Source organism: Petrotoga sp. 9PW.55.5.1, assembly GCF_003265365.1.
GTDB lineage: Bacteria > Thermotogota > Thermotogae > Petrotogales > Petrotogaceae > Petrotoga.
The window spans coordinates 65,360-83,469 of record NZ_AUPM01000003.1 but is presented as its reverse complement, the minus strand read 5'-3'; the positions used below and the strand labels follow the sequence as shown (position 1 = coordinate 83,469).

At 31.0% G+C, this 18,110-nt stretch carries 19 protein-coding genes; 14 read left to right on the top strand and 5 right to left on the bottom strand.

Annotation, left to right across the window (positions count from 1 at the left end; genetic code table 11):
• Positions 1–19 precede the first annotated feature (19 nt).
• The 3 genes from PW5551_RS10395 to rd are packed head-to-tail and all read left to right on the top strand — an operon-like array spanning position 20 to position 1,125.
• On the top strand, positions 20–514 hold the full coding sequence (locus PW5551_RS10395) for a rubrerythrin family protein (RefSeq protein WP_113073677.1): 495 nt from the start codon (positions 20–22) through the stop codon (positions 512–514).
• A 55-nt stretch (positions 515–569) separates the two neighbouring features.
• On the top strand, positions 570–923 hold the full coding sequence (locus PW5551_RS00880; RefSeq protein WP_113073600.1) for a class II SORL domain-containing protein: 354 nt from the start codon (positions 570–572) through the stop codon (positions 921–923).
• A 37-nt stretch (positions 924–960) separates the two neighbouring features.
• Positions 961–1,125: a rubredoxin gene (gene rd, locus PW5551_RS00875; protein WP_113073598.1), complete on the top strand. Its 165-nt coding sequence runs from the start codon at positions 961–963 to the stop codon at positions 1,123–1,125.
• A 27-nt stretch (positions 1,126–1,152) separates the two neighbouring features.
• Here rd and PW5551_RS00870 read toward each other — a convergent pair whose 3' ends face one another.
• Positions 1,153–3,615 carry an ATP-dependent Clp protease ATP-binding subunit gene (locus tag PW5551_RS00870; RefSeq protein ID WP_233488385.1) on the bottom strand — a complete coding sequence of 821 codons (2,463 nt, stop codon included), beginning with the start codon at positions 3,613–3,615 and terminating at the stop codon, positions 1,153–1,155.
• Between the two features lie 230 nt (positions 3,616–3,845).
• Here PW5551_RS00870 and PW5551_RS00865 point away from each other — a divergent pair, with 230 nt between their 5' ends.
• Positions 3,846–4,052: a hypothetical protein gene (locus PW5551_RS00865; RefSeq protein ID WP_113073594.1), complete on the top strand. Its 207-nt coding sequence runs from the start codon at positions 3,846–3,848 to the stop codon at positions 4,050–4,052.
• Positions 4,053–4,405: 353 nt separating this feature from the next.
• Here PW5551_RS00865 and PW5551_RS00860 read toward each other — a convergent pair whose 3' ends face one another.
• From PW5551_RS00860 to PW5551_RS00845, 4 genes are all read right to left on the bottom strand, one after another.
• Positions 4,406–4,729, bottom strand: a complete 324-nt coding sequence (locus PW5551_RS00860) for a PadR family transcriptional regulator (RefSeq protein WP_113073593.1) — start codon at positions 4,727–4,729, stop codon at positions 4,406–4,408.
• Positions 4,730–4,753: 24 nt separating this feature from the next.
• On the bottom strand, positions 4,754–5,896 hold the full coding sequence (locus PW5551_RS00855; protein WP_113073675.1) for an MFS transporter: 1,143 nt from the start codon (positions 5,894–5,896) through the stop codon (positions 4,754–4,756).
• 65 nt (positions 5,897–5,961) lie between these two features.
• Positions 5,962–6,639 (bottom strand): ABC transporter permease, encoded by a 678-nt coding sequence (locus PW5551_RS00850; protein ID WP_255420100.1) that lies wholly within the window; start codon positions 6,637–6,639, stop codon positions 5,962–5,964.
• 166 nt (positions 6,640–6,805) lie between these two features.
• The gene (locus tag PW5551_RS00845) at positions 6,806–7,396 is read right to left on the bottom strand and encodes an ATP-binding cassette domain-containing protein (protein ID WP_158526098.1); all 591 of its coding nucleotides are present in this window, start codon (positions 7,394–7,396) and stop codon (positions 6,806–6,808) included.
• 138 nt (positions 7,397–7,534) lie between these two features.
• On the opposite strand from PW5551_RS00845, the gene PW5551_RS00840 reads away from it, so the two are divergent.
• From PW5551_RS00840 to PW5551_RS00795, 10 genes are read left to right on the top strand one after another with little or no spacing between them, the layout of a single operon-like run.
• Complete coding sequence (locus tag PW5551_RS00840) at positions 7,535–8,110, top strand: flavin reductase family protein (protein WP_113073587.1); 576 nt, start codon at positions 7,535–7,537, stop codon at positions 8,108–8,110.
• Positions 8,100–8,621, top strand: a complete 522-nt coding sequence (locus PW5551_RS00835; protein ID WP_113073585.1) for a hypothetical protein — start codon at positions 8,100–8,102, stop codon at positions 8,619–8,621. The genes PW5551_RS00840 and PW5551_RS00835 overlap by 11 nt, the downstream gene beginning before the upstream one ends.
• A gap of 10 nt (positions 8,622–8,631) precedes the next feature.
• Positions 8,632–9,663, top strand: a complete 1,032-nt coding sequence (gene pheS / locus PW5551_RS00830; RefSeq protein ID WP_113073584.1) for a phenylalanine--tRNA ligase subunit alpha — start codon at positions 8,632–8,634, stop codon at positions 9,661–9,663.
• A 43-nt stretch (positions 9,664–9,706) separates the two neighbouring features.
• The gene (gene pheT / locus PW5551_RS00825) at positions 9,707–12,076 is read left to right on the top strand and encodes a phenylalanine--tRNA ligase subunit beta (RefSeq protein WP_113073582.1); all 2,370 of its coding nucleotides are present in this window, start codon (positions 9,707–9,709) and stop codon (positions 12,074–12,076) included.
• 27 nt (positions 12,077–12,103) lie between these two features.
• Positions 12,104–12,787, top strand: a complete 684-nt coding sequence (locus PW5551_RS00820) for a rhomboid family intramembrane serine protease (RefSeq protein ID WP_113073580.1) — start codon at positions 12,104–12,106, stop codon at positions 12,785–12,787.
• Between the two features lie 27 nt (positions 12,788–12,814).
• Positions 12,815–14,176: an Asp-tRNA(Asn)/Glu-tRNA(Gln) amidotransferase subunit GatA gene (gene gatA, locus PW5551_RS00815; protein ID WP_233488382.1), complete on the top strand. Its 1,362-nt coding sequence runs from the start codon at positions 12,815–12,817 to the stop codon at positions 14,174–14,176.
• Between the two features lies 1 nt (position 14,177).
• Positions 14,178–15,611, top strand: a complete 1,434-nt coding sequence (gene gatB, locus PW5551_RS00810; protein WP_113073576.1) for an Asp-tRNA(Asn)/Glu-tRNA(Gln) amidotransferase subunit GatB — start codon at positions 14,178–14,180, stop codon at positions 15,609–15,611.
• Between the two features lie 27 nt (positions 15,612–15,638).
• Positions 15,639–16,430 (top strand): hypothetical protein, encoded by a 792-nt coding sequence (locus tag PW5551_RS00805; RefSeq protein ID WP_113073574.1) that lies wholly within the window; start codon positions 15,639–15,641, stop codon positions 16,428–16,430.
• The gene (gene hemW, locus PW5551_RS00800; RefSeq protein ID WP_158526097.1) at positions 16,420–17,568 is read left to right on the top strand and encodes a radical SAM family heme chaperone HemW; all 1,149 of its coding nucleotides are present in this window, start codon (positions 16,420–16,422) and stop codon (positions 17,566–17,568) included. Before PW5551_RS00805 ends, hemW begins: the two co-directional genes overlap by 11 nt.
• Positions 17,569–17,581: 13 nt before the next feature.
• On the top strand, positions 17,582–18,094 hold the full coding sequence (locus PW5551_RS00795) for a dCMP deaminase family protein (RefSeq protein ID WP_113073570.1): 513 nt from the start codon (positions 17,582–17,584) through the stop codon (positions 18,092–18,094).
• Positions 18,095–18,110: the final 16 nt, after the last annotated feature.

Genomic DNA, 18,110 nt, shown 5'->3' with positions numbered 1-18,110 from the left:
TAAAGTGGTTGAAAGAGAGATGACAAGGCAATTCTTAGAAGATGCATTTTGTGGAGAATCAAAAGCTCATATGAAATATCTTATCTTTTCTGCTGAAGCTGAAGAAAAAGGCTTAAAGAATCTTTCTAGAATGTGGAAAGCTATAGCCCATGCTGAGTTTGTACATGCAAGAAACCATTATAGAGCATTGGGATACATTGGCTCAACAGATGATAATTTGCAACAATGTATTGATGGAGAGAATTTTGAAGTAGAAGAGATGTATCCGGTATATAATAACGCAGCTAACTTCCAAGAAGAAAATGAAGCAGTAAGAACAACTTACTTCGCATTAGAAGCGGAAAAAATCCACGCAGAATGGTATAAAAACGCTAAAAAAGTTGTTGAACAAGGTAAGGATGTAGAGGTTGGTAAGATATTTATATGCGATGTTTGTGGTTACACAGTAGAGGGAGAAGCTCCAGAAAAATGTCCAGTTTGTGGAGCCCCAAAAAGTAAATTTATAGAATTTTAGTAACCGTGTTTAAATCTTTTAAGGTTCAAATTTTAAACAACTGGGGGGTGTTATTTTGCTAGGTGATGTAATAAAAATTAAGGATTTTAAAGAAGAAAAACATGTTCCTACTATTGATTGCGTAGATAAGGTTAAGGCAAATGAAGAATTTGAAGTAGATATTCAAGTAGGAAAAGAGATAAAACATCCTAATACCGTAGAACACCATATTGAATGGATCGATCTATTTATTCAATATGATGATGATCCAAATACTGTTCATCTTGGAAGATATATCTTTGGGGCAGTTGTTAGTGAGCCTCATATAAAATCAAAGTTAAATTTATCAAAAAGTGGTACTTTAATAGCTCTTTCTCACTGTAATATTCATGGATTATGGGAAAATACTAAAAAAATTGTAGTTGAGTAAATAGGTAATTCAAATTAATTATAGGAGCTGATAGAAAATGAAAAAATACAGATGCACTATTTGTGGTTATATTTACGATCCAGAAGCTGGAGATCCAGATAACGGAATAGAACCTGGAACATCTTTTGAAGATTTGCCAGAAGATTGGACTTGCCCTGTTTGTGGAGCAGGCAAGGAAGATTTTGAACTTCTTGATGATTAAGAAACATAATTTAAAAAAAAGCGGGACTTAATCCCGCTTTTTTGCTATTTCCCCAGCAGCTTTTCTTATGTCTAAATTTTCGCCATCTTTTGAATCTACTATAACAGTATCTCCTTCTTTAATTGTATCTTCTATAATCATGTTTGCTAAAGGTGATTCAATCTTTCTTTCTATAACTCTTCTTAAAGGCCTTGCCCCATATACTGGATCAAATCCTTCTTTGGCTAAAATTTCTTTCGCAGATTCTGTAATTTCAATTTTTATTTCTTTTTCTTTTAATCTTTCTTCTAACCTAGAAACCATTATATTAACAATTTCTTTTACATGAGCAAGGCTTAATGGTTTGAATACAATAATATCATCTAACCTATTAATAAATTCTGGCCTAAATAGGGTTTTTACTTGTCCAAGCACTTCTTCTTTTATATCTCTAAATGTTTCTTCTTCACTCTCTTCTACAAAGCCCATACTTTTTTTGGACTTGTTGATAAATTCAGAACCTAAGTTAGATGTTAATATAATTATTGTATTACTAAAATTAACTGTTCTGCCTTGAGAATCTGTTAATCTTCCATCATCTAAAATCTGAAGTAAAATATTAAAAACATCTGGATGAGCTTTCTCAATTTCATCGAAAAGTACAACAGAATAAGGTCTTCTTCTAATAATTTCTGTTAATTGTCCTCCTTCTTCGTAACCAACGTATCCAGGTGCCGAACCAATTAATCTTGAAACATTGAACTTTTCCATATATTCACTCATATCTATCCTAACAAGAGCATCTTCTGTACCAAATAAGATTTCTGCCAAAGTTCTTGCTAATTCTGTTTTTCCCACACCTGTTGGACCTAAGAATAAGAAAGAACCTACAGGTTTTTTTGGGTCTTTTAACCCAGCTCTTGCTTTTTTAATGTGTTCTGTAACAGTTTTTACTGCTTCTTCCTGATCAATAAGTCGCTGATGTATCTCATTTTCGAGATTAGCAAGTTTCTTTTTCTCATCTTCAACCATTCTTGTAACAGGAATACCAGTCCATTCTTGAATTAAAGAAGCTATAATATCTTCATCAACAACATTACCAATCTCACTTTGAACTCTTTGCACAGCTTTTTGAGTTTTTTCTAATTCTTTTTGTAGGTCAAAATACTCTGCCTTTTTTTTGGAAGCTTCCTCGTATTTTTCTTCTAATGTGAGCTTATTAATCTCTTCTTCAAGAATTCCCATTTTTGCTTCTATTTCTCTAATTTTCTCAGGTTTAGCAGAATTTCTTAACTTGACTCTAGCACACGCTTCATCTATTAAATCAATAGCTTTATCTGGTAAATACCTGTCGTTAATGTATCTATGAGAAAGTTTAACAGCACCCACTATTGCTTCATCGAGTATTTCAACACCATGATGTTTTTCATAAGTAGCTTTTATACCTTTTAATATCTCTATTGCATCATTAACTGAAGGCTCTTGAACGTAAACTGGTTGAAACCTTCTTGCTAATGCCTTGTCTTTTTCTATATATTTTTTAAACTCTTCGTAAGTTGTTGCACCTATGACCTTGATTTCTCCTCTGGCTAATGCTGGTTTTAAAATGTTTGCTGCATCCATTGCGTTCCCTTCTGAAACACCAGCTCCAATAATGTTGTGCAATTCATCAATAAATAGAATAATCTCTTCGTTTTTTTTCTTTACAGTATCAATCACAGATTTTAATCTTTCTTCAAACTCTCCTCTAAACTTTGAACCCGCTAAAAGTCCAGCCATATCTAATTGAAGAATAGTTTTATTTTTTAAATGTTCGGGAGGATTTTCTTCAACTATCAATTGAGCTAAACCTTCAACAACAGCCGTTTTACCCACGCCTGCATCTCCTACTAAAACAGGATTATTTTTTGATTTTCTTGATAATATTTCTATAATTCTATTAATCTCTTTTTCCCTGCCAATGACTGGAGTCAGTTTTCCTTTCTTTGCTTCTTTAGTTAAATCAATAGTGAATTTTTTCAAAGGATTCCCCATTTCTCCTTCGACTTCTTCATCACCTTGTTCAGTTAATTCCTGAAGTTGTTCTCTTATTAAAGCTTCAGAAGTAAAGGTAGCCAGTAATTTTGATGCTGGAGAACTTCCTTCTAACAAAATTCCTAGCAACAGAGCAAGTAAAGGAACTTTTTTAAAACCCATCTTTTTTGATTCAGATTTAGCTATTTGTAAACAATTTGCCATACTATTTGATAAATAGATGCCTTGCTGACCACTATATGGCATAGAATAATAAACTCCCATTTCTTGAGATAAAGCTTCCTCTAATTTGTTTTTTAAAGTAATAATGTTTGAACTTTCAAACAATTGTTCAATATTCTCGTCTTTAATATTTAAAATTGCCAACAATAAATGTTCTGGTTTTAATATATTTCCGCCAAAGTATCCTAATACATTTTGAGCTTCTTGGAAACTCTTTAAAGATTTTTCAGTAAAATCATTTGGATTAAATCTCATTATTTCACCTCCGTATATCTTTACGTAATATTTTATTTTATCACTCTTAACTATTAATTGCTAACTTCGCTTTTATTATAATACTTTTTATTATAAATGTCAAGAAGATGGATTAGATCATATTAAATGTCCGTGAAAAAAATTGGCTAGATCATAATTAGATGTCTTTGAAACAATATCATATCCTTGACTCTTTTTAAAGGGGACAAGGAAAATCAGAGGCATTTGATATGGAGAAACTAACTAATAGAATGATTGAGAAGTATTTAAAATCAAGTAAGAAACAAAAGAGTCAGAAGATAATTCAGTATTGTGAATTAACTCATGTAAAAGAGCTACTGCTGTTAAGAGGTTTGAAAGACGTAAGAAGAAATATTTGTTTAAAGAAGGAAAAATCAAACAAGATTCATCATTATATGTATGTTTTAGCGGTTTAATTCCCCTTCCTTGAAGGGGTGGATGCAGCGTTTTGTGTTGCAGACGGGGTAGTCGGTTCTATTCCCCTTCCCTGAAGGGGTGGATGCAGCGTTTTGTGNTGCAGACGGGGTAGTCTCTCTTNAATTTGCTTTTAGCAAATTATATGTACCACACCCCGTCAGACTTTCAGTCTGACACCCCTCTCAAGAGGGGAATTAAAGCCAAATTCCCCTTCAAAAAGGGGAATAAAAAACAATTGAACTCTCAAGAGGAGAATTCTATTATATTAACCCTTCAAAAAGTTAATTAAACATATACAATATAAACTAATGTGGTTTTACTTTTAAGGATTTGAAATTATTAAAGAAAATATTTATAATATCTCATGAAAAAGTTCTTGAACTTTATCTTTTAGCTCTCTTAATAAAATTTCTCCCTGTTTTGAAGTTTCGTAATAAACCCTTCTCTTTCCCTCTATAAATTCAATCTTTTTAGTTAATAGTTTTTCTGCCTCCATTTTGTGTAATAAAGGATAAACCGTTCCTGGGCTAACATTGTAACCATGTTTTTTTAATTCTTCTATCATCCAACTTCCATAGATAGGTTCTTGTTTGGCATGGTGAAGTATGTGTATTTGTATTAAACCGTTAAGAATTTTGTTTAAATATTTTTGTATTTTTTTATTTATTTCTGGCATACTTATATCTACCCTCTCCTTTCATTATGCTTTTTGCAATTTTGTTTTTAGAATCAGGAGAGTGATAACTGCTGATCCTTCCAATATAATAGAAAACACTACCAAACTAACAACTGAATAGTCATATAATATTCCCATTGTAGCACTTCCTACAAACCAAAAAAGTCCGAATATTGCATTGAAAAAACCATATGCTGTTCCTCTTTTTTCTTTATTAACCAAATCTGCTACTACTGATTTTAAAATTGACTCTTGCGCGCCCATCCCAATGCCCCATAGAACGACTCCTAATGTAATTATTAAAACAGAGTTTGATAAGAAGGAAAATGGTGAAAACAATAAGGATAAACTTGATGCTAGTATAAGGCTTAAAATGCCTACTTTGTCATAGAAAAAACCAAATATTAGAGATGAAATGGCATCTACTCCCATAGCTATTGCATATAGAAAAGGAATAACAGAAGAACTTAAGATATTCATTTTTTGAAAATGAAATGCCAACAATGGAAAGTCAGCAAATCCAGCGGCAATTAAAGAAATAGCTACTAAATATAACCAATATGATTTGGTTAATCCTTGAGTCGAAACCTTTTCTTCTTTTATCTCAAATTTTTCTGGTTGTGGGAAATTTAATCTGCTTATAGCTAATAATATTAATGTTATCAAAGCAGGTATTAATAACACACCAAATGCAAATTTATAATTCCCTAATTCTTCTGCCGGTCTAAATAATAAGATTAAACTCAAAATCAAGGGCCCAGAAACCGCGCCTATTTGATCTAGAACCTCTGCTATTGCGAAACCTTTACCAGTTCCTACGTTTTTTGCCGCATAGGAAATTAGAGTGTCTTTTGAGGGTTTCCTAATCGCTTTTCCTGTTCTTTCCATGATTATTAAAATAGCTGCTACTTCCCATCTTCCTGCTAATGCTAGTAAAGGAACAGCAAATAAATCCATTGTATATCCTAGAAAAGTGAAAAGCCAATATCTTCTAGTTTTATCACTCAGATATCCGGTTAGTAATCTTAAACTGTATCCTATAAACTCCCCCAATCCCGAAACAAAACCAACAACCGTTGCACTAGCTCCTAATAATCCTAAATATGGACCTATTAGACTCCGTGCCCCTTCGTGGGTAATATCTGCAAACAAACTAACAATCCCCATTACTAGTATAAAACCCATAGCTGTTTTTTTCACTTTTTATCCCCTTTTGTCAAAATCATATTATATTAGGATTTAAAGACATCTTCTTTTAATATACCGTATTCATTAAAGCTACTTCTCATAGTAAAAAATATTGTTAGAGTAACTGAAAGAGAAACCGACATCAAAATGGCAATCATTATTGCAATCTGATATTTTATGGCTGTTTGAGGAGGAGAACCTCCGAGGATCTGTCCAGTCATCATTCCAGGTAAAGATACTATACCTATTGTAGCCATAGAAGCGATTGTAGGTTTGAGAGCAGTTATCAATGCATTACGAAAATATGGGAGTGTTGCTTCATACACCGTAGCCCCGTTACCAAGAGCAAAAAGATATCTTTCTTTGTTTCTAAGAATATCTTTATAAAAATTCCTTATTCCTATTATATTTCCATTTAAAGCATTTCCCAACAACATTCCACCAATTATTACAAAGTATCTAACTGTAAAAACATTATCTAATCGCAGTATGACAAAATTAAAATAAAAAATTGCTAAAAAATTAGAGATGAATAACGATAGAAATATTGGCCTTATAAATCTTCTAACATTTAAATCACTACTACCTACGACCCTAAAAGCAGCAAAAGAGATCATAAATGTAAGCCAACCCATATTTATCCATCTGTTATCAAACCTAAACAAATAAACTAGTATAATAGACATTATAAAAAGCTGCACGGTCATTCTAATTGTAGATATTATTGTTTTACTTTAGTTTAAATTTTTCAAATTAAAAAATAAATAACTAAGTAGATAATTGGCAACAAAAAGCAAGCAAATAAGGCTGTCAATAAAGATAATAGCGAGATATCAGTTGTTGAGCTCATTGTTATTCCCCCCCATTTCTATTATATTCAAACTATCTTTATTTAACCATTCGTGATCGTGAGATATTGAAATTACAGTCCATTCTTTTTTGTTCAAAAAAAAAATCTATCACCTTGTTTTTCATATCTTTATCTAAAGAAGATGTTATTTCGTCTAAGAGATATATTTTCTTGTTCAAAAAAGAAAATATACTTATTAATATTCTTTGTTTTTCTCCTCCCGAAAGTGTTTGATAATCTTTCTCTAAGACATTTTCTTCTAGTTGAAAATAATTCATCAACTTTATGATTTTATTCTTATCAAAAGAAATATTTTCGTTGACTTTGTAACTCAATATATTGTTAATTATATCCTGAACGGTTCCATCTAATACATCTAATTCTTGCCCAAGATATGCAGTTTCTTTTCTCAAATCCCATATATTTTTAGCGTTTATTTTTTCTTCTTTAAAAAAGATTTCACCTTCGTCAGGCTGGGTAAACCCTAACAAAATTCTGAAAATCGTAGTTTTACCTATACCAGATTTTCCATATAATAACGTTTTACTACCTTGAGGAACTTTTAAATTAAAGTTATTCAAAATGTATTTATCTTTGAATTTTTTTGAAATGTTTTTAAATTCAATCATAACTGATCCTCCTTTGATGTTGCATCTAATTTCGATATCGTAATTCGATATCATATTATATAACTTTATAAGAAATTGTCAATTAAACTATTTATTTTATACTATATTATGGTATAATTTTTGATTGGAGGGATTAAAATGAGTTATATGCCTTTTAGTGATAATATCGCAATGCCGGTCTGTTTAATTACAGTGAAAAGCGATTCTATCATCAATTCAATGACCGTTGCTTGGAGTACACCTTTATCATCTAATCCTCCTTTGTGGGGTTTTGCTATAAGAAAGCAAAGATTTACTTATGAGATCCTTATGAAATCTAAAGAATTTACTGTAACTTTTTTGCCTTATGAACAAGCTGAGTTAGCTGTTAAATTAGGAAGAATCTCTGGAAGAGAGGGCGATAAATTAAAAATTTGTGAGGTTAAATTAAAGGATGCTGAATTTATAAGCACTCCATATATTGAGGAAGGATATTATTCTATGGAGTGTTCTTTGGAAGATTCTTTTACAACTGGGGATCATGAATTTATTGTGGGAGAGATTTTATACGTTCATAAGAACAACGAATCTTTAGCAAACTCTCAACCTGCGATATACTTAGGGAAAGATACTTTTTCAACTGTCGATAAAACTAGAATCAAAAAGTTTGAAGCAAGAACAATACTAGAAGAAATGCGAAAAAAATTTAGTAGAGGTGGGCAAAGTGATAAATGAAGAACCTTCAAACTCTTTGATACTAGACATTATAGGGCCTTCACTTACATTCCCAGAAATAAAGTTAGAAAAAGGAAAATCATTAGGATTATATACATATCATGCTGAATTAATGAGTATGAATTTTTATAAACTTATAACTGAGCCTGAAAAATATGCTAAAGAAGTTAAGATAAATGGTTCAATAGCAAACGGAATAAACTGGATCGGAAGGGTTTATACACATATAGTAATACCTCATATTTGCCAAGACACCATATTAAATCTGCTAAAGAAGAAACCTAAGAGAAGAGATTTAATATTTATAGGAGCAAAAAAAAGTAACGTTTATCATGATGAGTTACCTTATATTTCAAAAATTATATCTTCATATAAGAGTGAATGCAGTATACTTGTTATTAGTGATTCTATAGAACTTTTGAAAGCAACTGTTAATGAGGTAATGGATGACACGGGGGAAAACATTATCTTTTCAGACAAACTAAGATTTAATTTTCCAAATAATTTTTAGGAGGATTTCCATGGATTTAATAACTGACAAAGAAAAGATTATAGACGATTTAAAAAAAGAATTGGAAAGAATAAACGATTTGCAAGAATTTCAAAACCTTAAATCTCAATATCTTGGAAAAAAAGGTAAAATTAAATCTTTAATGAATAACTTGAAAAACTTAGATGAAAACTCAAAAAAAGAATATGGACAATCCGTAAATGAACTAAAAAACGAAATAGGTATAATTTTTAACGAAAAATTTACAAAATTAATAGAGAAAGAAAGAGAAGAAAAAGAAAAAGAAAAATGGATCGATGTCACAATTCCTGGAGCACATAGAAAGCTTGGAAAAGAAAGCCTAATAACAAATACAAGAAAAGAAATTGAAAAAATATTTTTAGGATTAGGCTTTTCAGTAGCAGAAGGACCTGAAATAGAAAATTCTTGGTATAATTTTGATGCATTAAATACTCCACAATGGCATCCTGCAAGAGAAATGCAGGATACTTTTTATCTATCCACAGATAAAAGTAAGCTTCTTAGAACTCATACATCACCTGTTCAAGTAAGAACGATGTTAAAAAATTCTCCTCCCTTGGCTATAATTTCACCTGGAAGAGTTTATAGAAAAGACGAGTTAGATGCCACACATTCGCCCGTTTTTCATCAGGTTGAAGGATTGTATGTTGATAAAAATGTTTCTGTTTCACATTTAAAGATGTATTTAGAAGTTTTCGCTCAAAAATTATTTGGCAATAAGGTGTCTGTTCTTTTAAGGCCAAGTTATTTCCCGTTCACAGAACCAAGCTTTGAAGTAGATATAAGTTGTATATTCTGTGGTGGAAAAGGTTGTAAAGTTTGTAAAAATTCAGGTTGGATTGAAATATTAGGAGCAGGATTGGTTCATCCAAATGTCTTTAAAAGCGTTGATTATGATCCAGAAAAATGGCAGGGTTTTGCTTTTGGGATGGGTATTGAGAGAATAGCTATGCTAAAAAATAATATTCCTGATATCAGAGAATTTTATAAAAACGATATAAGTTTTATTGAAAATTTATAGTCTAAAATCTTATCTATTGAAAACTACTTCTAAGGAGGTACCAATGAAAGTATCATTAAATTGGCTAAACGATTATATAAAAATTACAAAAAAAACTGAAGAATTAGTAAAAGAGATCAAACTTCATTCTACAGATGTCGAAAGTGTCGAAAAGGGCGGATACGAAATTAATAATGTGGTTGTTGGAGAAATAAAAGAAATACTCCCCCTTCAAAATGTGGATAATTTAGTAATTTGTAAAATAGATGTGGGAAATGAAATTAAAACAATTGTAACTGGTGACCTTACCGTAAAAGTTGGGGAGAAAGTTCCCGTTGCTCTACCAGGAGCTACCTTAAAAGAAGGTGTGGAAATTAATGAAAGAATTTTCAAAGGAATTCTCTCGGAAGGAATGATGTGTTCTTTAAAAGAATTAGGTATTTCTAGCGATGCTGATAGAATATACAGAATAGTTGACGATGTACGGGTGGGGACAAATTTTATAGATTTTTTTGGTATTTGCGATGAGATTTTAGAAGTAGAAATTTTACCAAATAGGCCTGATTTACTTTCTTATTTGGGTATAGCTAGAGAGTTAAAAACAATTGGATGTGGAGAAGATTTTTCTATTCCTCAATATATTGAAATAACTAAAGGTAATGGTTTCCCTGTTAAAATAGAATACGATAAGTGTAACCGATATATGGCTTCAGTAGTAAAGAATGTGAAAGTTGGCCCATCTCCCACTTGGCTTGTTAAAAAGCTCGGAAGATCAGGAGTTAGAAGTATTAACAATGTTGTTGATATAACAAATTTAGTTATGCTAGAAACAGGGCATCCCATACATGCCTTTGATTTAAATCTAATTGGAGATCAAATAGTTGTTAGAAAGGCAAATAAAGGTGAAAAGGTTCTTCTTTTAGATGGAAAAGAATATGAAATGAACGGTGAAGAAACCCTCATAACTGACGGAAAAAATATATTAGCATTAGGGGGAATAATGGGGGGAGAGCTGAGTGGTATTAATGAAAATACAACAGATTTACTATTAGAAGTAGCTCATTTTGATCCTGTGAATATAAGAAGGACTTCCAGTTACCACAAAATAACTTCCGAATCTTCCTATCGATTCGAAAGAGGCGTAGACCCTAATGATTCTGAAATGGTTATGGGAAGACTAGTCAAACTAATAAAAGAACTTTCAGGAGGAGTACCAGAAGCATACACAACAGATGTGTACCCCAATTCAATAAAAAACAAAACTATTTTTCTTAGAGAAAATTATCTTAATGAAAGATTAGGAAAAAACTTACCAAGAGAAATAGTAGAAGACATTTTAAGCAGATTAGAATTTAATTTTTCTTCAAAAGATACTGGATGGGAAGTCTCTGTCCCAACAAGAAGACCAGATATTACTCAAGAAATAGATCTTGTGGAAGAAGTTGGAAGGATTTATGGATATTCAAAAATTGCTGCAAATTTCCCTTCATTAAAAGGATTCTTCGGATCTAAGGGTGACTTTGTTTATTTTAAAGAAAAAGTTTCCGAATTAATGCTAGCAAATGGCTATCACGAAGCTAAAACATTTCCTTTAAACAATATCAGTAAAATGTGGATGGAAAAAGAAGAAACAGTGAACTTGAAAATTATAAATCCGATTTCGAATGAAATGGAATACATGTCCCCTAAATTAATTTATGGTCTCTTAGACTCTGCTTCATTTAATTATAGAAATCAAAGAAGAAACGTAAAATTATTTGAAATAGACAAAGTTTTTCTTGAAGATAAAAATTCCGAGACTGGGGCTAAAGAACTTACTAATTTATCCTTTATAGCTATAGGTAGAGAAAACGAAGATGACTATACTGATAAACGCGATGTTAGCTTTTACACTATAAAAGGTGCTTTGGAAAATATATTAAATGAATTTAATATAAATTTAGATTACAGAAGAAGTAATAGAAAAGGATTAATGTATGCTCAAAGCAGTGAACTGTTTTTAAATGAACGTTTAATAGGATTTTTGGGACTTCTTGATCCCCAAATTGCTGATGAAAATTATGAAATTAAAGAACCTGTCTATATATGTGAAATTAATTTAGATGAGCTCTTCCACAACAAACGGGAATCAAATAGGGAATTCAGAAAAAAAGACTTTCCATCAATTAAGAGGGAATATTCTTTAGTCGTTCCTATTGGTATAGAATTTAAAGAAATTCAAAATATTATAGAAAACGCTGGCGATATTATCGAGAGTTTTAAGATTTTCGACGTTTTTAAAGGAAAACATCTTGATAAAAACAAGATCAGCATTACTGTTTCTATCGTTTATAGATCTCAAATTAAAACACTTACAGAAGAAGAGGTCAATAAAGTAGAAAAAAACATTTTAGAACAATTGAAAAATAAAGAAATCAAATTGAGGGAAAACTAATAAATTAAGATAAGAAAGGAGTTAAATATGCAAAGAAATATCACTAACAGTTTAATTGCAATTAATGGTTTGATTTTTATTCTCATGTTTTTGTTTGGTGGATTCAGTGCTTTTTCCAACCCACGTATATATATCCTTTTTGGTGCACAATTGGGAAATTTGATCAAAGCTGGTGAATGGTTTAGAATGATAACTTCAATGTTTGTTCATGGAGGACTTTTTCACATATTTTTTAATATGTTTGCTTTATTTTATGTTGGGAATTTAGTTGAACGAACATATGGAAAAGAAAGGTTTATTTCTATTTATTTGATAACCGGACTTTTTGGAAACCTTTTGACGCATCTTTTTATGCCAGGAGCTATATCTGTAGGTGCTTCAGGAGCAATTTTTGGCCTAATTGGTTTACTTTTTGGCGCCGGGTTTAGACATGATACCCCTAGCATTTTAAGACCGGTAACAGGTACTGCTTTGCTCCCAATAATTTTAATAAATATAATCTGGGGATTTTTACCTGGAGCAAATATCAATAATTTCGCACATTTGGGTGGACTAGCAATGGGTTTTACATTTGGTTGGCTTACTTCTATAAGGTTCACCAAAAGAAGTTATCAAATATGGAAATCAATTTCTTATGTATCTTTTGGATTAATAGCAATAAGTTTTATTTTACTTTTAATTTTTGATTTTAGGTTTTATCTATTTTTCTAGACTTTAATTAAAATAAAATATCCTGAGGTGATTTATTTGACTATCGACGAATTACTAGATAAAAACACAATAAGTCAAAGTATTCATATGATTGAAGAAAGAGACAAAGAAATTAATTCTGTTTTAAGAATTGAAAAAGTAGAAGGGAACAAAAAAGGAAAATATTATGGAATTCCATTTTTAGTGAAAGATAATATTTTAATAAAAGGTACCAAAACTACAAATGGTTCCAAAATACTTGAGAATTATGAGTCTCCATACACGGCTACAGCTGTAGAAAAACTTTTAGAATTAGGTTTTTCCGTGGTAGGAAAAACAAATATGGATGAGTTTGCGATGGGAAACACCAATGAACATTCAGCTTTTGGCCCCGTAAAAAATCCTAGAGATTTGAGTAGGGTACCAGGTGGAAGTAGTGGAGGCTCTGCTGCCTCTGTAGCTGCAGAATACGTTCCATTTGCATTAGGTTCTGATACAGGAGGTTCAGTTAGACAACCGGCTTCATTTTGCGGTGTAGTGGGATACAAACCTTCTTACGGTATGATATCAAGATATGGATTAACAGCTTTTTCATCTTCTTTAGATCAAATTGGTGTTTTAGCCAACAACGTAAAAGATGTCAGAACAGTTACGCAAATAATGAAAGGAAAGGATGAAAAAGATCCGACGACTATGGATCATAAGATTGATTTAACAAAAGATTTAGACATGGATTTGAATCAAGTTCGAATATGTATACCTAAAATAGTTTATAATAAAAATCTAAATGAAGAAATAAAAGTTCAGTTTGAAAAAGCCGTGAGCTATCTAAAACAAAAAGGTGCAAAAGTTGATATAGTAGATATTCCAGAATTAGAGTACTCAGTTGCTGTTTACTATATTATTGCTCCATCTGAAGCATCATCTAATCTTTCTAGGTTTGATGGAGTTCGTTATGGAACAAGAAAAGAATCTTCAGGATTGAATAAAATGTATAGGTCAACTCGAGAAGAGGGGTTTGGCATAGAAGTTAAAAGAAGAATAATGATGGGGACTTTCAACCTTTCTTCCTTATACATCGATCAATATTTCTCTAAAGCCACCAAAGTTAGAAGAATTTTAAAAAATAAACTATCTACTATTTTAAACAATTATGACCTGATATTAACCCCCACATCACCCGTTTTACCACCAAAAATCGGCGAAAAACTTACACCACTTGATTACTATCTTATGGATATATTCACCATACCAGCAAACTTAGTCGGACTCCCTGCAATTAGTATACCTTTTGGAAATATAAATGGCTTACCTTTTGGAATACATTTCATTGGCAAATACATGAAAGATGAAGAGTTATTGACGATAGTTAATCGCTTCTATGAGCAAACAGTAAAGGGGTTGAAGTAGATTGTTTAAAACAATAATAGGATTAGAAATACATGTTCAGCTACTTACTGAAACAAAAGCTTTTTGTTCATGCAGTACGAATCATTTCGACTCTGAACCAAATGTTCATATTTGTCCAATTTGTACAGGTCAACCTGGTACACTACCAGTATTAAACGAAAATTCTGTAAAACTTGCTATTAAAGCTGGTCTCATACTTAATGGAAAAATAAATAAAGTTTCTCGTTTCGATAGAAAGAATTACTTTTATCCTGATCTTCCAAAGGGATACCAGATAACCCAATATTTTCATCCTATAATTAGTGGTGGATACATAGAAATTGATGGAAAAAAAATAAGATTAAGAAGAATACATCTAGAAGAAGACACCGCAAAGATGCTTCATTCTGGGGATCAAATATCTTCGGCCAAGGATAGTTTAATAGATTACAATAGATCTGGAATACCTCTTATAGAAATAGTTACAGAACCAGATATTGAAACTCCGAAACAGGCAAGGCTTTTTATGGAAAAACTTCGTAATTTATTAAGGTACGCTGATGTTTCAACAGGCGATATGGAAAATGGGGCATTAAGATGTGATGCAAATATTTCTGTTCTTGATGAAAAAACCCAAGAAATAAGTAAAAGGGTTGAAGTGAAAAATATTAATTCATTTAAATTTGTTGAAAAGGCACTGGAATACGAAGAAGAACGCATTGTAGAAATTCTAAAAAAAGGCCAAGAGTTAATTCAGGAAACAAGGGGTTGGGATTCAAACAAAAGATGTACTTTCCCAATGAGGACTAAAGAAGAAGAAATGGATTATAGATACTTCCCTGAGCCGGATTTACCCCCCCTTATTTTGAACGATGAATTCATTGAGGAAGTTAAAAAACTTATACCTGAAATGCCTGAAGAAAAGGCAAGTAGGTTCGTTCAACAATATAAAATTCCACAATATGACGCTGAAATATTAAGTTCAGACAAAGAGTTGGCAAATTATTATGAAAAATGTGTAGAATCAGCTAAAGATGCCAAATTTGTAAGCAATTTGATTATGACTGAATTACTAAGAGAAATGAAAGAAAACGAAGACAGTATAGAAAAAGTGAAGATAAAACCTGAATATTTTGGAGAACTAAAAGAACTTTTGGATACCAATAAAATTTCTATTAAAATTGTAAAAGACATTTTCCCAGAAATGTATAAAACTGGAATTAGTCCAAAGGAGATAGTAAAAAAGAAAGGCTTAGAACAAATAGAAAATGAGGATACTTTGAGAAGGATTATAGAAGAAGTGTTAAATAACAATCCTGACAGTGTTGAAAAGTATAAAAACGGAAAGAAAAAACTCCTTGGTTTCTTTGTTGGAGAAGTCATGAAAAAAACTCGTGGAAAAGCCAATCCTCAAAAAACGAATCAGATTATAAAAGAATTGCTAGACGAGAATTAGAAAATTAATTAAAGTGGGCGATTTTAAATGAATAAGTTATTATCTTTATTTTTTATAATAATTTTTTCAGTCGTTTCTTTTTCATATATAAATTATACTCCCTTTGAACCCGTGCTAGACAACAATAGTGCTTCATTTTCTATTTTTACTTCTTCATTAGAAGGTGTGGGGTTAGAAGTGGAGTATTATGATTACAAGCCAATTTACATTGAAAATAAAGTATTTAATAGAACGATAAGGCTTAAAAGTGGAGAAAGCTTTTTTAAAGTTTTCTTTTCCCTACCCTTATACAATGAAGATTTTGGTTTAGGTTATGAACACAGATTTGAAAACTCCATTTTAGGGGTATTATCTATTAATCATTTTCAAAGAATGGAAGCTAAAAACTATTCTCATAATTTTTATAATTTTACAATGGCGACTTTTAATATCCCTTCTTATGCAATAGGTAATTTAGAATTTTTATCCATGGCCAATTTATCTATATTTGAAATAACCTCTCTTTTGTATAGACCCGTGAATATTCCTATTTTATTAGGGTATTCTCAAGGTTTTTACATAAATTACCCTTTGGTTAGTTTAGATAGATATTATGTAGATACACTTGATTTTGGAGTTTCATTTATTGAGGGAAAGATTTATCCAAATCTTGGTTTTTCTTTTCCCATTAATATTTTAGAACAAAAATTACATTTTGGTAGCAGGATAACGTTTGGAAATGATTTTCATTATCAATTTTACTTATACAATCAAAATTCACAAGTACCTTTAATCTTCACCTTTAATGAAAAAGGAGGAGGTTTGTTTTTTGAATTCTAATGATTTAGCTGTTTATGTTCATATACCTTTCTGTAAAAAAAGATGCATTTATTGCGATTATACTTCGACTATTGATCAATCTTTGAAGAATGAGTACTTGTATTCTTTAAAAGAAGAGATAAAAATGATCTCAAAAAAAATGAAAAATAAGAGAGTAAGAACAATATACTTTGGAGGCGGTACACCATCTTTAATGAATGAAGTATACATTGAACAAATATTTAAAACTCTCGATAGTAATTTTAATTTATCTTTTTTAGAGGAATTTACCATAGAAGTAAATCCTGAAAGTATTACAAAAGAAAAAGCCGATTTTTATAAAATGATAGGTGTTAATAGAATATCCATGGGATTTCAAAGTACTTCTGACAAAATTCTTAAAAGTGTTGGAAGAATACATACATATAACGAAGGCCTAAAAGCGTTTAAAATTTTGTCAGATTTTTTTGATAATATAAATGTTGATTTTATTTTAGGTTTACCTTTTGAAGACAAAGAGACAGTCAACAATAACTTAGAGTTTATAAAAATAATGAAACCTTCTCACGTATCTTATTATTTATTGGATTACTCGCACGATACTCCTCTAAAATTCCTTCTAGAGACCAAAAAAATTAACCTCCCAGAAGAAGATCAAATATCCGAACTTCTCGACTTAATTTATGACCAATTAGATAATTTTGGCTATAATAGATACGAGATTTCAAGTTGGAGTTTACCTCGCAAAGAGTGTATTCACAATAAATATTATTGGAAAAACTATGAATACATCGGTTTTGGTGTGTCTGCAGGAAGTCATATAGGTAATCTAAGAACTGTAAATACATCTGAACTTCCAACATATTTGGAAAAAATAAAAACAGGATTGCAACCTCAAGAATTTACAAATAAAAACGATGATTTTCAAGAGTTAATTGAAACTTTATTCATGGGATTAAGACTTTCTGAGGGGTTAAAATACGATTATTTAAAGCAAAGATTTTCTGACGAACTTTTAAATAAAGTTTTGACTCCTTTAAAAGATAATTTATCAGATTATTTATCTTTAAATGGATCCATAAAATTAACAAAAAAAGGAATGGATTTCTCAAGATTTGTATTTGAAAATCTTCTAGATATTGCTCAAACAAATAGTTGAAGGAGGAATTTCTTTGGAAAAGAAAAATGAGGTTGAAAATTATTTGAGAGTTAGAAATTTTAAAAATCCTGAATTTTTCACTAAAAGAGAAGATTGGGATAATTATTTTATGGAAGTAGCTATTTTAGTCAGCAAAAGATCTACTTGTTCACACAGACAGGTTGGAGCAATAATAGTGAAAGAAAAAAGAATATTAGCTACCGGTTATAATCAACCTCCATCTGGATTTCCTCATTGCGATGTGATAGGATGCATAAGAGATGATCTAAAAATAAAAAGTGGTGAATACCAAGAAATTTGTTATGGTCTTCACGCAGAGCAAAATGCTTTAATGCAAGCAGCTAAATTTGGTATTAGTACAGATAATGCAAGTATGTATGTCACTCACCAACCTTGCTCTGTATGTGCACGATTAATAATTAATGCTGGAATAAAAGAAGTATATTATACAAAAAGTTATCCTGATAGTTTAACTAAAATGTTTTTTGAAACATGTAATATAAAAACGAAAATAATAGGAAATTAAAAATACAGTCGATATG

Coding starts and splice junctions, on each gene's coding strand:
- PW5551_RS10395 (WP_113073677.1), top strand. CDS start 20: ATGACAAGGCAATTCTTAGAAGATGCATTTTGTGGAGAATCAAAAGCT.
- rd (WP_113073598.1), top strand. CDS start 961: ATGAAAAAATACAGATGCACTATTTGTGGTTATATTTACGATCCAGAA.
- PW5551_RS00870 (WP_233488385.1), bottom strand. CDS start 3,615: ATGAGATTTAATCCAAATGATTTTACTGAAAAATCTTTAAAGAGTTTC.
- PW5551_RS00865 (WP_113073594.1), top strand. CDS start 3,846: ATGGAGAAACTAACTAATAGAATGATTGAGAAGTATTTAAAATCAAGT.
- PW5551_RS00860 (WP_113073593.1), bottom strand. CDS start 4,729: ATGCCAGAAATAAATAAAAAAATACAAAAATATTTAAACAAAATTCTT.
- PW5551_RS00855 (WP_113073675.1), bottom strand. CDS start 5,896: ATGGGGATTGTTAGTTTGTTTGCAGATATTACCCACGAAGGGGCACGG.
- PW5551_RS00845 (WP_158526098.1), bottom strand. CDS start 7,396: ATGATTGAATTTAAAAACATTTCAAAAAAATTCAAAGATAAATACATT.
- PW5551_RS00840 (WP_113073587.1), top strand. CDS start 7,535: ATGAGTTATATGCCTTTTAGTGATAATATCGCAATGCCGGTCTGTTTA.
- pheS (WP_113073584.1), top strand. CDS start 8,632: ATGGATTTAATAACTGACAAAGAAAAGATTATAGACGATTTAAAAAAA.
- pheT (WP_113073582.1), top strand. CDS start 9,707: ATGAAAGTATCATTAAATTGGCTAAACGATTATATAAAAATTACAAAA.
- PW5551_RS00820 (WP_113073580.1), top strand. CDS start 12,104: ATGCAAAGAAATATCACTAACAGTTTAATTGCAATTAATGGTTTGATT.
- PW5551_RS00805 (WP_113073574.1), top strand. CDS start 15,639: ATGAATAAGTTATTATCTTTATTTTTTATAATAATTTTTTCAGTCGTT.